This window comes from Halomonas sp., assembly GCF_031581305.1.
Taxonomy (GTDB): domain Bacteria; phylum Pseudomonadota; class Gammaproteobacteria; order Pseudomonadales; family Halomonadaceae; genus Halomonas.
The window spans coordinates 1-14,078 of record NZ_JAVLBC010000077.1; the positions used below are offsets into that span (position 1 = coordinate 1).

Genomic DNA, 14,078 nt, shown 5'->3' on the forward strand with positions numbered 1-14,078 from the left:
TGAAGCGCCCGGGGTTGGCCTCGGCCCATGCCCGCAAGGCAGGGATATCCTGGGGGGGGGCCGCGACCTCGTCGCTGTTGTAGTAGAAGGTGATCTGTGCCCGGCCCCAGGGGGACTCGTATCCCTCGGTGGGCAGGGTAAAGTCGGTGATCACTTCGGGGTTGTGCTCGGGGTGGGTGAGCGCGAAGTTCGGCAGCGACGCGGCGAAGGGGCCGAACAGCAGGTCGTTGGCCTTCATGGTGGCGAAGTTTTCGCCATTGATCCAGATCAGGTCGACATTGCCATCGTCATGGTTGCCAGCCTGCTTTTCCGCCAGTACTCGGGAGACCGCCTCGCTAGTGTCGCCGATCTTGACATGGGTGAGCGCGATATCGAACTGCTCCTCGACCCGCCCGGCAACCCAGTCGATATAGTCGTTGGTGCGCTGCTCACCGGCCCAGGCATACCAGTAGACTGCCTGGCCACGCGCCTCGTCGAGTACGGCTTCCCAAGCGGCCGGGTCGGGTGCGGCCTGCAGCGCTGTGGCGGGGAGCAGCAGTGTCGGCACAAGGGAGGCGAGTCGGGGAAAGAAGGTGCGCATCGTGGGTTCCTTTGGTCAGGGAGACGTTGAGAGAGATATTGTCTGCGCTCGTTCATGCAGGGAGGGTCACTCGTGGGCCTGGGGAGAGAGGAGGCGGGCCAACTCGCGATTCTCCTGCCGCACGTGTTCGATCACGGCCACGGAAAGATAATGGTCGACCCGGTCGCGGACATGGGCGATCAGCGCATCGTCGCTCAGCTCGGCGGACCAGTCCTCGCCGCGGGCATGGGCGTCCCGGGAGCGAAGGTTACTGGCTCGCCACTTTGCGCACCAGGTCAGGGACCAGAGCCACATGGCCCGCCGGCTCGCCAGCAGCGTGGCGGCCTCTCCATCGAAGCCCGTGGCAGCGATCCAGTGACGGTAGAAGGCGGCTACCTCGGCGGGGCGCAGTTCGGTGCAGCTCTGCAGGTCCCAGGTCGTCGAGGTGTAGAGGCTGGCGTGAGCCAGGTCGAAGCCCACCAGGCCGTAGCGGCATTTCTCCAGGTCCACCAGCACCGCGCGTCCGGACTCGGTGACCAGGAAGTTGCCGGGATGGGCATCGAAGCTGATCAGTTGCGGCTCGGCGCCAGGCCCGGGAGGCAGCCGTTCCGGCAGGGCGGCCAGTTCGATCTCGATCAGCGCTCGGGTGTCCGCTTCCAGCCCGGCTCGGTCGAGGAAGCGCGCCTGGTCCCTGACCTCCTCGAGCATCGCCGCCCAGGGGTCGGCGGGAGACAGCAGTGGCGGGCGCGCCTCGGCATCAGGCACCTCCAGCGCATGGAAGCTGGCCAGCGCCTCGGCGATATCGGGAAGGTCATCCGGGAGTCGCGCCGGGCGACCCCGGATGGCACTGACCAGCAGCCCGCCGCGCGGCAGCGCCGGGCCGGGCGGGAGGATGCCGTGCAGGGAGGGGGCATGGCCGCCCTGGCTGGCGCGGTCGAAGCAGGCCGCCTGGTAGTCGAGGTTGGCGGCGGGGTCGAGTCGCATCTGGCTCTGCTTGGGCAACCGCGCCACCCAGTCGATCTGTTCCCGCTCGAGCCACACATGGTGGTGGGCCAGGCCCGTTTCGGCCATCGGGTACATGGCCTGAATGTCCGCGTCATGGCCGGTCTGGCGAAGGGCCACTGTCAGGGGATGGCAGAGATCCGGCCGGGTCTGTGGCGAAGCGGGGCGAACGACGGTATCCAGCATGACACTCCTCGGGTGATGTTCTTGCGGTCGGTGATGGAGGGTCGTTCGGCACAAGGCGTTCCTTACATATCGGGGTGATGGCGTCTTTCCCGGCGGCGGAGGCCCTCCGGTGGCCTGCTGCATGTCGACCATCTGTAAGCCTGGGGCATCGTCACCGACAGAGTAGAGCCGTTGTTGTGTAACGGTGGAGCGAGGCTCCGGATATCTCCTGGATGGACACAAGCGAAGGTGAACAATATGTCACAGCATGATGATAAACGCCGCAAGCTCCTGGGTCGTCTGAATCGGCAACTGGCCTACACGGCGCCGCTGCTCGCCCTGGTGGCGGGAGGGGCTGTCCTGCAGGCCTCGGCAGGCGATGACGCGGCCGTTGCCGACGTTACCTCGCCTTCCGAGGCGTCCCTGATGCTGGCCAGCAACCACGCAGAGGGCGCTACTGAGGCGCAGGGTGAAGCCGAGGGAGAAGCCCAGGGAGAGGCACAAGGCGAGGCCGAGGCAGAGGGTGAAGCCGAAGGTAAGGCGGAAGGCGAAGCCGAGGGCGGCGCCAGCGCCGCGGTGGCCAGGCCCGAGGGGTATTCGCCGGCCTACAGCGAGGCCGGCGACAATCCCCGGGAGATGCTGGCCCGCGGCGAGGCGCTCTACTACGACACCTCATTGAGCAGCAACGGCCTTGCCTGCGCGAGCTGTCACGGCAGTGACGGTCAGGACATGGGCTACAACCCGACATTCGAGCAGCCCTTCCCCCATCGGGTGGCGATGGCTGCCAACCAGTTCGGCATGTCGGACGTGCACGCCGACGAGATGGTGCAGATATGCATGGTTTCACCGATGGCGGCCGAGCCACTGGCGTGGGGCAGCGAAGCGTTGACGTCGCTGGCGGCCTACATGGTGGAGGTGCAGAAGCGGGTTGCTGGTGAACCGCATGATCTCTGAGCCCGGCTTGCGGCGCTGAAGGCGCTCTTCTCTTCCCTCTGCTCTCTCTGCCATCGTCCCTGGGCCCGCCAGCTGGCGGGCCCAGGGACGATGGCATCTCCTGCCGTTCGACTGGACGCAGGCTGTTGCCGCCCACGGGTCCACTGCCTACCCTGTTATCGGTAACGACTGAACCACTGGCCTTTCATGATGTTCTCAGAGGAAGGTTCGACAGGGTGGGCACGAGATGACGAATCCATATCGCAGGGGCATGACCGGGCGCATCCTGATGCTGACCAGCCTGCTGTGTATCGCGCTTGGCGCCCTGCTGGCCTGGCAGGCTCAGGCGCAGCAGGGCGAGCGCACCGCCCTGGTGATGACGGTCGATGGTGCCATCGGGCCGGCCATCAGCGACTATTTCCAGCGTGGCCTGGAACTCGCCGAAGAGCGCGATGCCGAGCTGGTCGTGGTCGAGATGGATACCCCCGGCGGTCTCGATGCCTCGATGCGTTCGATGATCCGTGCCATGCTCACCTCCAGCGTGCCGGTTGCTATCCATGTCTCGCCGGCGGGTGCCCGGGCGGCCAGCGCCGGTGCCTACCTGCTCTATGCCAGCCACGTGGCGGCCATGGCGCCGTCGACCCATCTCGGTTCGGCGACCCCGGTGCAGATCGGCGGTGGTGGTCTGCCGGGATTCGGCGATGATGACGAGGGTGGCAAAGGTGGGGCCCGAGCACAGGAGACCGAGGAGATGGACGAACCGGCAACCGACGACGAGGGGAGCGCCAGTGGCGAGGCGGCCGACGCTGAAGGCGGGGCCGGCGAAGACGGCGGTGACGACGACCGGCGACGTGGCGAGACGGCCATGGAGCGCAAGGTGCTGGAGGACGCGGTGGCCTATATCCGCTCGCTGGCCGAGCGCCATGATCGCAATGCCGAGTGGGCGGAGCAGGCCGTGCGCGAGGCGGTCAACCTTACCGCCCGGGAAGCCCTGGAGCAGAACGTTATCGATGTGGTGGCCACCAACCTGGAAGACCTGCTGGCGCAGATCGACGGGCGCACGGTGGTGATGGAGAATGGCGAGCGCACCCTGGCCACGGCCGATCTCGCCATCGAGCGTTTCGCCCCGGATTGGCGTACCAAGCTGCTGGCGGTGATTACCAATCCCAACGTCGCCTATTTCCTGATGATCATCGGCTTCTACGGGCTGATCTTCGAACTGTCCAATCCGGGCGGCCTGGTGCCGGGGACCATCGGCATTATCTCGCTGCTGCTGGCGCTGTTCGCCTTCCAGGTATTGCCGGTCAACTACGCTGGCCTGGCGTTGATCCTGGTGGGGCTGGGGCTGATCGTGGGCGAGGCATTGATGCCCAGTTTCGGCGTTCTCGGGATAGGCGGCATCGCCGCCTTCGTGATCGGATCGGTGATGCTGATGGATGCAGATAACCTGAATATCTCGCTACCGATGATCGGCGGTACCGCCCTACTGGCGGCGGGCCTGATGCTGTGGGTGGTCACACGCTTCATCGGGTTGCGTCGCCGCGTGCCCCGGACTGGCCAGGAAGAACTCGTCGGCAGCGAGGCCAGGGTACTCGAGGATTTCGCGGGACAAGGCCATGTGCGGCTGATGGGGGAGCGCTGGAATGCCCGCAGCACCCGTCCGTTGACGCGAGGTCAGGCAGTACGCGTAACAGCGGTCGATGGCCTGACCCTGGAGGTCGAGCCGCTCGACGCCTCGTCCTGAGGCTCTGGCACGTTTCCCGGTATCGGCCCTGCCGTCGCCGGACACATCGAAGGAGAGCAAGCCATGTTGATTTCCTATCTCGTTCCGGTCGTCCTGCTGGTCATGCTGCTGGCAGCGTCGATCCGCATCCTTCCCGAATACAAGCGCGGGGTGGTGTTCTTCCTTGGCCGCTTCCAGGCGGTGAAGGGGCCGGGCCTGCTGATCATCATTCCCGGTATTCAGAAAATGCAAGTGGTCGACCTGCGGGTGATCACCATGGACGTGCCGGAGCAGGACGTCATTTCCCAGGACAACGTCACCGTCAAGGTCAACGCGGTGCTCTACTTCCGGGTGGTGGACCCGGAAAAGGCGATTATCCAGGTGGAGAATTTCGTCAATGCCACCAGCCAGCTGGCCCAGACCACGCTGCGCTCGGTGCTCGGCAAACATGACCTCGACGAGATGCTTTCCGAGCGCGACAAGCTCAACGACGACATCCAGGAGATCATCGATGCCTCCGCCGAGAGCTGGGGCATCAAGGTGGCCAACGTGGAGATCAAGCACGTCGACCTCGACGAGAGCATGATCCGCGCCATCGCCCGCCAGGCCGAGGCCGAGCGCGAGCGGCGCGCCAAGGTGATCCACGCCGAGGGCGAGCTGCAGGCCTCCAAGAAGCTGGTCGAGGCCGCCCACGTACTGTCCGCTAACCCGGCGGCGTTGCAGCTACGCTACCTTCAGACCATGGCGGACATGGGCAGCAAGAGTTCCACCGTGGTCTTCCCGATGCCGATGGATCTTCTCAAGGCATTTCGGGCGATGGGTGAGGCGGGGTCAAGCCCTGACGATCAATGAACCGCGCCGGGCGATCCAGACGCCTCCTGATCCCGTCCTGCCACGGCCAGCTGGTCGTGGCATCTCCGGGCAATTGCAGTTACCCGAAGTGAGAGGCTGTTCCGGCGACAGGTCTTCGGGGAGGCGCTGTAACCCCCTCCCTGGGCGTAATGGAGTCCTCCCCTTCGACCTGTCCCCGGCGTCTCTCGCTTCGGCTAGCTGCGATTGCTCTGCGTCATCCTCGCCCAGGAATGCACTGCAGCATATGTTCTGCTAGAATTCGGCGCTCTTGTCGCACGCACCCCGTTGGACTTTCGTCTGACGGTGCATCCTTGATGCAGAGCAAGGGAACCAGCAGAACATGATGACTCCCCTGACAGGGTTGGCCACGCCACCCTAGCGCTCCCCCTCCTATCTCTTGGCGATGCCACCGTCATCGGTGTGTCATCGCGCGACATCATCGTGATGCTCCGGCGCCTCTGTGCGCCACCTTGCTTGTGATTTCCGCCTTCTCCTGAAGCTGCCATCGGCAACAGCGCCCAACCGGGGCGCCGGGGAGGGCATGCGCACGACAGGATCCCGGCACTTCACGGCCCATCCATCACCCCCTGACTGGACCCCAGCATGTACGAAAAAATGAAACTGAGTTGGTTTTCCAACCTCAAGGGCGACACCCTGGCGGGTATCGTCGTCGCCCTGGCGCTGATCCCCGAGGCCATCGCCTTCTCCATCATCGCCGGGGTCGACCCCAAGGTGGGCCTCTACGCCTCCTTCGCCATCTGCGTGATCATCGCCTTTACCGGTGGGCGTTCGGGGATGGTCTCGGCGGCCACCGGCGCCATGGCGCTGCTGATGATCACCCTGGTCAAGGAGCACGGCCTGGAGTATCTGCTGGCCGCTACCCTGCTGACCGGGGTGCTGCAGATCATCGCGGGGTACCTGAAGCTTGCCGACCTGATGCGCTTTGTCTCGCGCTCGGTGGTCACCGGCTTCGTCAACGCCCTGGCGATTCTGATCTTCATGGCCCAGCTGCCGGAGCTGACCGGGGTGACCTGGCACGTCTACGCCATGACCCTGGTCGGCCTGGCGATCATCTACGGCTTCCCCCTGGTGCCGGTGATCGGCAAGACCATCCCCTCGCCGCTGGTGTGCATCGTGGTGCTCACCGCCGTCTACATGCTCACCGGCATGGAGATTCGCAGCGTCGGTGACATGGGCGAGTTGCCCGACAGCCTGCCGGTCTTCCTGTGGCCCGAGGTGCCGCTCAATCTCGAGACCCTGATGATCATCCTGCCCTACTCACTGATGCTGACCGTGGTGGGCCTGCTGGAGTCGATGATGACCGCCACTATCATCGATGACTTGACCGATACCCGGAGCGACAAGAACCGCGAGTGCAAGGGCCAGGGCATCGCCAACATCGGCGCCGGCCTGCTCGGCGGCATGGCGGGCTGCGCGATGATTGGCCAGTCGGTGATCAACATCAAGTCCGGCGGTCGCCGCCGCATGTCGACCCTGATCGCCGGCGTGGCGCTGCTGCTGATGGTGGTGTTCCTGGCCGACTGGGTCTCCCAGATCCCCATGGCCGCCCTCGTCGCGGTGATGATCATGGTCGCCATCGGCACCTTCAGCTGGAGCTCCATCAAGGACCTCAAGAAGCACCCGATGAGCACCAACTTCGTCATGGTCGCCACCGTGGTGGTCACCGTTGGCACCCACAATCTGGCCATCGGCGTCTTCGTCGGCGTGTTGCTCGCCGCCATGTTCTTCGCCAACAAGGTGGGCAATATCCTCTACATCGGCAGCGAGGAGGCCGACGAGGGCAATGCCCGCGTTTACAAGGTGGTGGGCCAGGTGTTCTTCGCTTCCTCCGAGCGCTTCGGCGAGGCCTTCGACTTCAAGGAGACGGTGGAGAAGGTGACCATCGACCTGTCGCGGGCCCACTTCTGGGACATCACCGCCGTCCAGACCCTCGACAGGGTGGTGATCAAGTTCCGCCGCGAGGGCACCGAGGTGGAAATGATCGGTCTCAACGAGGCCAGCGCCACCATCGTCGACCGCTATGCGGTGCATGACGACCCCGAAGCCGTCGAGAAACTGATGGGAGGTCACTGAGATGACAGAACAGGTAATGGCCGCCATCGACGGCTCACAGTTTTCTGAAGGCGTGTGCGACTACGCCGCCTGGGCCAGCCTGGCACTGGGCGCCCCGCTGACCTTCCTGCACGTTAACGACAACCACCTGCCGCCGGAGGAGCGCAATCTCTCCGGCACCCTCAGGGCGGGCGCCCGCGAGCGCCTGCTCCAGGAGCTCTCCCAGCTCGATGAGCAGCGCGCCAAGGTGGCCCAGGAGCAGGGCCGGCTGATGATCAAGGCGGCTATCGAGCGGGCCGTCGAGGATGGCGTGAGCGATCCTTCCGGCCGCCAGCGCAACGGCACTCTGGTGGAGACCCTGGAGGAGCTGGCCGACGAGATCCGCCTGCTGGTGGTGGGCAAGCGCGGCGAGACGGCCCACCAGGACAGCGGCCACCTGGGCTCCAACCTGGAGCGGGTGGTGCGTACCCTGCATCGGCCGATCCTGATGGTGCCCCACACCTTCAAGGCTCCCGAGAAGGTGATGCTGGCCTTCGACGGCAGCAAGACCACCCGCAAGGGCGTGGAGATGCTGGCGAAAAGCCCGCTCTTCGAGGGGGTTCCGGTGCACGTGGTCATCGTCGGCGCCGAGACCGGCGACAACCGCTCCCAGCTCGACTGGGCGCTCAAGACCCTGCGTGATGCCGGCCATGAGGTCGAAGGCGCCATCCGCGCCGGCGAGGTAGAGGCGACACTCCACGCCTACCAGGAGGAGCATGCCATCGACCTGCTGGTGATGGGGGCCTATGGCCACTCGCGCATTCGCCATCTGCTGGTGGGCAGTACCACATCCGAGATGCTGCGCAAGTCGCGGATTCCAGTGCTGCTGCTGCGCTGATGTTCACCGCCCCCGGGACATCAAGTTCAATGTCCACGGCGTCATCGACGAGGCACTGGCCCGCCTCCCCGAGCAGAGCAATCACCGCAAGCTGATCTTTCATCACCTACGCACCCGGCTGCTCAAGCTGCAGACCGCCAAGCGTGCCTTCGAGGTAGGCGAAGCCCACTATAACCTGAGCAACGACTTCTACGCCGCCAGGCTCTGACCCCCCCGACGACACGGAGAGACAAGATGTCCCAGAAGCTCTACTGCATTGCCAGCTTCAAGCCCAAGCCCGGCCGGGAGGAGGCCGTGTTCAAGGCCCTGCAGGCGCTCGAACCCAATGCCCAGCGCGAGGATGGCTGCATTCAATACACCGTGACCCGGCATATCGATCACCCCAACGCCCAGGGTGCCAGCTACCCCATCGTCTTTCACGAGGTCTGGGCCAGCCGAGAGGCCTTCGAGGCGCACTGCAGCCGTCGCGAGATCAAGGCGTTTTTCGCCAGCCAGGTCGAGGCCGAGGACGGCGATGTGGAGCATGCCAATGTCTGTGTCTATACCGACGAGCCGCACAATTACGACGCCCCGGTACGCTAGGACCGACGGGCCCCATGGCTTGCTGGCCGTCTGTCACTCCGGCCGGCACTGGCGGCGCTTGTCATTCCGTCTGCGCCACATCGAGTAGCGGCGCAGCGCCACCAGCAGGATGATGCCGGCGGCCAGGCCCGCCAGCGACCATAGCAACTCCTCACGACTGGTGGCGGTAGCCAGGGCGCCGAGCTGGCTGCCCAGCAGCGTCACCGCGGCCAGTCCCGGCACGATGCCCAGGGTGGAGCCGATCAGGTAGTCGCGAAAACGCAGGTGAAAGGCGCCGGCCATCATGTTGGTGAGCGTGAAGGGCGCCAGCGGCAGCAGGTTGATGACCGTCATGGTGCGGATGCCGCGCTTTGCCAGGTAGCGCGACATGCCGCGCAGGTGGCGTCCACCGTAGGCCATCAGCGCGTCGCGTCCCAGCCGCCGGCCCACCCAGTAGGAGACTACCGAGGAGGTGAGGGTACCCAGAGTGGCATAGACGAAGCCCCAGGTGGGGCCGAACACCAGGCCAGTGAGCGCCACCATCAGGCTCAGCGGGAACATCACCAGCAGGGCGCCGGCATAGCCCCCCATCACCACCAGAAAGATCCAGGGGCTGTCGCGCCAGGCCGGTGCCGAGGCGACCCATGCCCGGAGCTGCTCGGCAGTCAGCAGATCCTGCATGGCAAGCCACTGCCAGAGCAGGCCCAGCGTGATCAGGGCGGCCAGCAGGCCGAGAGCTGTGCCGAGGGGGCGGGACATGGGAGGGCTTCCTGCCGAGATGGGAAGTCACAGCTTACGCCAGGCTGTGCCTCGCCCCAAGTACACACCGGATGCAGCGTCATGGGCATTGCCGATAGCCTTATACGGTTTCTGCCAGCGTGTAGCGGGCGCGGTATCCGACTCAAGCAGAGAGGTAGGTGACGTGAACCATCCGGAACTCGATATCGAGAAGGTCATCCGTCAGCTGGCGGACGCCAAGGCACTGCTGATCGACCAGAGCTTCGAGAGCAAGGAGAGTCGTGCTACGGTGATGCTGGACCAGCAGTCAGTGGGCCGCCTGTCACGCATGGATGCCTTGCAAGGCCAGGCCATGGCCAAGGCCGAAGAGGATCGTCGACAGCTGGCGATCCGTCGCATCGACGCGGCCTTGGCTCGCCTGGATCGGGGAACGTTCGGGGAGTGTATCGAATGCGGTGAATGGATCGCCGTCAAGCGACTGGAATGGGATCCCACCGTGCTGAAATGCATTGACTGTACCGAGTGAGGAGAGATGCTGAAACTGACGCAGAATGACGTGACGATAGAGGTCATCCATCGGGAGGGCCTTGATGTGGAGCCTCTGGCGGCCGTGGTGGTGCCAGCCACCGAGGCGCAGCGGCGCAACCTTGGCACGGCGGCGGTGGGTCAAGCCTGGATGGCATGGTCGTACGGTGAGGCTACCCCCAAGATGATCAAGTTCATGCCGCCCTCCCGGGTGTCGGGGGAGGGATGGCGGGAACTCCTCGAGTGTTACCGGTTTGCTATCCGTGTTGCGGAGATACACGAAGTCGCATCCTTGGCCTTACCGCTTCCGGAGGAGGTGGGGCTGTCTCCCATCGAGGATGGCCTCGCAGCAAGGCTTTGCCTGACGATCCTGAAGGAAGCCGGGGAGCACCATCACCTGAAGCATCTCCAACTGATTGCCAGCGGCCATCAGGAGGCTGTGCTGTACGCCAATCGGCTCGTCGAGGAACAGGGCGCCGGTGCCCCCTGACTTGAACAGGCGTTCAAGGGTTTGTTATCGTAAGTACCTGTTTACCTGACCATCCAGATACCTTTGCCGAGGTCGCTGGTAACTGCAAGAGGAGCAATCCGTTGACACAGTTACTCACCGACACCTTCCCCAGTCCGCCCTAGCGCGCTTCCCTCTATTTGCCTCCTGTTCGTCGGCATCTCACGTGATGTCGGACCCTAGCGTTTGTCCGGCTCTCGGTTTGCATAAACCGTGGGTCGAGAGAGGGAATAGCAATGAGCGGCCAAAGTGCCTTTCTCCCCGACGTTGGTGAGCTCTCCTCAGCGGATGGCTGGATCAGCGTTCACCACTACCTGCCATTCGATTCGCGCACGAGCCTGCTGGTGGTCTATCAGGACATGCACGATGCCGGCGTGACGTCGGCCTCCTTCGAGCGGGGACGTTTCCTGAGCCGAACCAATCGGGCCCTGGTACGAGGCGTTCGGGCCTGGCGCTTCCAGGAGGCATGATCCATGAACACTCTTGATCAATTGTCATCGTCGCGCGTCCAGCAGCTGCTGGAGCAGGGCTCCTTGAGCATCGACCAGCAACGTCCCGCGCAGGGTGACTGTGTGGACTACGACCTGTTGTTCATGGGGCAGCGCGTATACGGGTATCGCACCCTGTCGCTCAATCCCATCGATGCCGTGCTGCTGATGGGGGCGGGGCCGGGCATCAGCTCGGTGTACTGGCGCCACCATGACCCGGTGCTCGCCGAGCAGACTTCGGCCATCGCCAGGGAGCCCGCCTGGGATTAGCAACGCGTCGTTTCTCGTGTTGTTCAGAGACTCCCACTTCGCGTTCCCATCAGGTCAACCATGTCATCAAGCGCAACCCTCAAGACTGCCGCCTCTCTCCCGCAGGAGGTGGCGAGACGACGTACCTTCGCCATTATCTCGCACCCGGATGCCGGCAAGACGACGCTGACCGAAAAGCTGCTGATGTACGGCGGTGCCATCCGTACGGCGGGTACCGTCAAGGGCAAGAAGAGCCAGCAGTTCGCGACCTCGGACTGGATGGAGGTCGAGAAGCAGCGTGGCATTTCGGTGGCCAGCTCCGTCATGCAGTTCGAGCATGACGGCTGCGTGATCAACCTGCTCGACACGCCCGGCCACCAGGACTTCTCGGAAGACACCTACCGGGTGCTCACTGCGGTGGACGCGGCGCTGATGGTCATCGATGCCGCCAAGGGCGTCGAGGCGCAGACCATCAAACTGCTGGAGGTGTGCCGGCTACGCAGGACGCCGGTGATTACCTTCATCAACAAGATGGACCGCGAGGTCCGTGACCCCCTGGAACTGATCGACGAGATCGAGGAGATCTTGGGCATGCCCTGCGCGCCGATCACCTGGCCCATCGGCATGGGCAAGCAGTTCGCTGGTGTCTTTGATCTGGATAGCGAGCGAATGCTCAAGTTCACCCCGGGGGAGAGTCGTCCCGAGACCGACCTCGAGGTGCTGGAGGGAGAAGATCATCCCTACCTCGTGGAACACTTTCCGATCGCACACGCCACCTTCAAGGAGGAAGTGGAGATCGTGCGCGAGGCGGCCGAATCCTTCGATCATGACGCCTTCCTCGCCGGCGACCTCTCGCCGGTGTTCTTCGGCTCCGCGATCAACAACTTCGGGGTGCGAGACATTCTCCAGGCGCTGGTGTCCTGGGCGCCTCCGCCCCGCCAGCGCGAGGCTCGTCAGCGTACGGTACGGCCCGACGATGGTGCCTTTACCGGCATCGTATTCAAGATCCAGGCCAACATGAATCCCCAGCATCGGGATCGCATCGCCTTCCTGAGGATCTGTTCCGGGGAGTACCGCCAGGGCCTCAAGGCCAGGCATGTTCGGAGCGGCAAGACGATCCGCCTCGATCACGCCATCACCTTCATGGCCCAGGAACGGGCCCATCTCGCCTCCGCCTTTGCAGGCGACATCATCGGCATTCCCAACCATGGTCGCCTGCGTATCGGGGACGTGATCACCGAGGGCGAGGTGCTGGAACTCGAGGGCATTCCGCACTTCTCCCCGGAGATCTTCCGCATGGCGCGGCTCAATGACCCGTTGCGGGCCAAGCAGCTCAACAAGGCGCTGCTGGAACTGGGTGAGGAGGGCACCATCCAGGTATTCGAGCCGCTGGAGAAGACGGGAATGATCCTGGGTGCCGTGGGGCAACTACAGTTCGAGACCGTTGCCCACCGGCTGCAGACCGAATACGGGGTCGATGCTGCCTTCGAGAGTGTGCCGGTACACAAGGCGCTGTGGGTAAGCAGCGAGGATGCCGCCGCGATGAAGCGCTTTACCCAGGCCAATGCCACCCGCCTGGCCAGGGATGCCGCCGGGGCGCTGGCCTTCATGGCCCCCAACCGATCGATCCTCGATCTGACCATCGAGAAGTGGCCCGAGATCGACTTCAACAGCACCCGTGAGGTGGGCGCGACCTGATCCCCTTACCCCGAATACCGACCTGAACGGACCACGATGAACCAGAAAGCCGATACCCCCGAGCGAGCTGACGAGCGGCGACAGCTCGATCATACCCTGGAGCGCATCGAGGCCAACCTGGCGGAGCTCGAGGGGCGTCTTGCCGACTATGCCGAGGATATCCAGGCGCAGAAGGAGTACCTCTGGACGAGCCGCGACGAGATGGACCATATCGAGAAGATCTCGGCACGGGAGTCCATCGAGCAGGCAGTGATGACCGGCGACAACGCCCTGGCCCGGCGCCGCAAGCTCGAGAAGCTCCGAAGCTCTCCCTACTTCGGGCGCTTCGACTTCGCCCGGGGCGGCAAGGCCGAGCCGGTCTACATCGGCATTCACCACTTCCACGACGACCTCGCCGGGGTGAGCCGCGTCCACGACTGGCGGGCACCCATCGCCTCGCTGTTCTACGACTACGAGACCGGCCCCGCCACCTACGAGAGCCCCGAGGGCCCGGTGGCCGGCGAGATCTCCCTGAAGCGGCAGTTCCGCATCAAGGGCGGCGAGATCGAGCTGATGATCGACAGCGCGGTGCACGTGGTCGACGAGGTGCTCCAGGAGGAACTGAGCCGTGCCTCCGACGAGGGCATGAAGAATATCGTCGCCACCATCCAGCGCGACCAGAACGCCATCATCCGCAATGACGAGGCCCAGGCGCTGGTTATCCAGGGAGTGGCCGGCTCCGGCAAGACCTCCATCGCCCTGCACCGCATCGCCTTCCTGCTCTACCGCTTCAAGGACAGCCTGAGCTCCGAGGACATCCTGATCATCTCACCCAACCAGGTGTTCTCCGACTACATCGCCAACGTGCTGCCGGAGCTCGGTGAGGAGACGGTCAATCAGGTCGGCATGGAGGAACTGGCCGATGAGCTGCTCGACGGCCAGTACCGCTTCGAGAGCTTCTTCGAGCAGACCACGGCGCTGCTCGAGAAGGACGACGAGGCCATGAAGGCGCGTCTGCGCTACAAGGCCTCGCCGGAATTCCTGACCGAACTTGACCGCTACGCAGGCCACGTGGAGGCCAACCGCTTCGCCGCCGAGGACCTGTGGATCGCCCGGCGGCTGGTGCCCGCCTGGCTGCTCGAGGAGGT

At 64.4% G+C, this 14,078-nt stretch carries 15 protein-coding genes; 12 read left to right on the forward strand and 3 right to left on the reverse strand.

Annotated features, from left to right (window positions below):
- Both RI841_RS08240 and RI841_RS08245 read right to left on the reverse strand, forming a co-directional pair.
- The coding region (locus RI841_RS08240) for an ABC transporter substrate-binding protein (RefSeq protein WP_310705110.1) at window positions 1-580 on the reverse strand (580 nt) is incomplete at its 3' end.
- Window positions 581-646: 66 nt separating this feature from the next.
- Window positions 647-1,747 carry an aminoglycoside phosphotransferase family protein gene (locus RI841_RS08245; RefSeq protein WP_310705111.1) on the reverse strand — a complete coding sequence of 367 codons (1,101 nt, stop codon included), beginning with the start codon at window positions 1,745-1,747 and terminating at the stop codon, window positions 647-649.
- Between the two features lie 237 nt (window positions 1,748-1,984).
- Between RI841_RS08245 and RI841_RS08250 the strand changes: the two genes are divergently transcribed.
- The 6 genes from RI841_RS08250 to RI841_RS08275 all read left to right on the forward strand — a co-directional run bounded on the left by RI841_RS08250 (window position 1,985) and on the right by RI841_RS08275 (window position 8,766).
- Window positions 1,985-2,680, forward strand: coding sequence for a hypothetical protein (locus RI841_RS08250; RefSeq protein WP_310705112.1), 696 nt, complete (start codon window positions 1,985-1,987; stop codon window positions 2,678-2,680).
- A 226-nt stretch (window positions 2,681-2,906) separates the two neighbouring features.
- Window positions 2,907-4,403 carry a nodulation protein NfeD gene (locus tag RI841_RS08255; RefSeq protein ID WP_310705113.1) on the forward strand — a complete coding sequence of 499 codons (1,497 nt, stop codon included), beginning with the start codon at window positions 2,907-2,909 and terminating at the stop codon, window positions 4,401-4,403.
- A gap of 63 nt (window positions 4,404-4,466) precedes the next feature.
- Entirely contained in the window at window positions 4,467-5,234 is a 768-nt protein-coding gene (locus RI841_RS08260) for a slipin family protein (RefSeq protein ID WP_310705114.1), read from the forward strand.
- A 603-nt stretch (window positions 5,235-5,837) separates the two neighbouring features.
- Window positions 5,838-7,328 carry a SulP family inorganic anion transporter gene (locus RI841_RS08265; RefSeq protein WP_310705115.1) on the forward strand — a complete coding sequence of 497 codons (1,491 nt, stop codon included), beginning with the start codon at window positions 5,838-5,840 and terminating at the stop codon, window positions 7,326-7,328.
- A 1-nt stretch (window position 7,329) separates the two neighbouring features.
- Window positions 7,330-8,184, forward strand: coding sequence for a universal stress protein (locus tag RI841_RS08270; RefSeq protein ID WP_310705116.1), 855 nt, complete (start codon window positions 7,330-7,332; stop codon window positions 8,182-8,184).
- Between the two features lie 234 nt (window positions 8,185-8,418).
- A complete protein-coding gene (locus RI841_RS08275) occupies window positions 8,419-8,766 on the forward strand; it encodes a putative quinol monooxygenase (protein ID WP_310705117.1) in 348 nt (115 codons plus the stop codon).
- Window positions 8,767-8,799: 33 nt separating this feature from the next.
- On the opposite strand, the gene RI841_RS08280 is transcribed toward RI841_RS08275, so the two are convergent.
- Entirely contained in the window at window positions 8,800-9,504 is a 705-nt protein-coding gene (locus tag RI841_RS08280; RefSeq protein WP_310705118.1) for a TVP38/TMEM64 family protein, read from the reverse strand.
- Between the two features lie 163 nt (window positions 9,505-9,667).
- On the opposite strand from RI841_RS08280, the gene RI841_RS08285 reads away from it, so the two are divergent.
- The 6 genes from RI841_RS08285 to RI841_RS08310 all read left to right on the forward strand — a co-directional run.
- Window positions 9,668-10,009: a TraR/DksA C4-type zinc finger protein gene (locus tag RI841_RS08285; RefSeq protein ID WP_310705119.1), complete on the forward strand. Its 342-nt coding sequence runs from the start codon at window positions 9,668-9,670 to the stop codon at window positions 10,007-10,009.
- Between the two features lie 6 nt (window positions 10,010-10,015).
- Window positions 10,016-10,498: a hypothetical protein gene (locus RI841_RS08290; protein WP_310705120.1), complete on the forward strand. Its 483-nt coding sequence runs from the start codon at window positions 10,016-10,018 to the stop codon at window positions 10,496-10,498.
- Between the two features lie 254 nt (window positions 10,499-10,752).
- Entirely contained in the window at window positions 10,753-10,986 is a 234-nt protein-coding gene (locus RI841_RS08295; RefSeq protein ID WP_310705121.1) for a hypothetical protein, read from the forward strand.
- Window positions 10,987-10,989: 3 nt separating this feature from the next.
- Window positions 10,990-11,274: a hypothetical protein gene (locus RI841_RS08300; protein WP_310705122.1), complete on the forward strand. Its 285-nt coding sequence runs from the start codon at window positions 10,990-10,992 to the stop codon at window positions 11,272-11,274.
- Window positions 11,275-11,334: 60 nt separating this feature from the next.
- The gene (locus RI841_RS08305; RefSeq protein WP_310705123.1) at window positions 11,335-12,951 is read left to right on the forward strand and encodes a peptide chain release factor 3; all 1,617 of its coding nucleotides are present in this window, start codon (window positions 11,335-11,337) and stop codon (window positions 12,949-12,951) included.
- Between the two features lie 36 nt (window positions 12,952-12,987).
- Window positions 12,988-14,078, forward strand: a 1,091-nt coding sequence (locus RI841_RS08310; RefSeq protein WP_405000927.1) for a HelD family protein, incomplete at its 3' end; no start/stop codon positions are given.

Excerpts from the sequence above, each read along its gene's own strand:
- RI841_RS08245 (WP_310705111.1), bottom strand. The coding sequence starts at position 1,747 with ATGCTGGATACCGTCGTTCGCCCCGCTTCGCCACAGACCCGGCCGGAT.
- RI841_RS08250 (WP_310705112.1), top strand. The coding sequence starts at position 1,985 with ATGTCACAGCATGATGATAAACGCCGCAAGCTCCTGGGTCGTCTGAAT.
- RI841_RS08255 (WP_310705113.1), top strand. The coding sequence starts at position 2,907 with ATGACGAATCCATATCGCAGGGGCATGACCGGGCGCATCCTGATGCTG.
- RI841_RS08260 (WP_310705114.1), top strand. The coding sequence starts at position 4,467 with ATGTTGATTTCCTATCTCGTTCCGGTCGTCCTGCTGGTCATGCTGCTG.
- RI841_RS08265 (WP_310705115.1), top strand. The coding sequence starts at position 5,838 with ATGTACGAAAAAATGAAACTGAGTTGGTTTTCCAACCTCAAGGGCGAC.
- RI841_RS08270 (WP_310705116.1), top strand. The coding sequence starts at position 7,330 with ATGACAGAACAGGTAATGGCCGCCATCGACGGCTCACAGTTTTCTGAA.
- RI841_RS08275 (WP_310705117.1), top strand. The coding sequence starts at position 8,419 with ATGTCCCAGAAGCTCTACTGCATTGCCAGCTTCAAGCCCAAGCCCGGC.
- RI841_RS08280 (WP_310705118.1), bottom strand. The coding sequence starts at position 9,504 with ATGTCCCGCCCCCTCGGCACAGCTCTCGGCCTGCTGGCCGCCCTGATC.
- RI841_RS08290 (WP_310705120.1), top strand. The coding sequence starts at position 10,016 with ATGCTGAAACTGACGCAGAATGACGTGACGATAGAGGTCATCCATCGG.
- RI841_RS08295 (WP_310705121.1), top strand. The coding sequence starts at position 10,753 with ATGAGCGGCCAAAGTGCCTTTCTCCCCGACGTTGGTGAGCTCTCCTCA.
- RI841_RS08300 (WP_310705122.1), top strand. The coding sequence starts at position 10,990 with ATGAACACTCTTGATCAATTGTCATCGTCGCGCGTCCAGCAGCTGCTG.
- RI841_RS08305 (WP_310705123.1), top strand. The coding sequence starts at position 11,335 with ATGTCATCAAGCGCAACCCTCAAGACTGCCGCCTCTCTCCCGCAGGAG.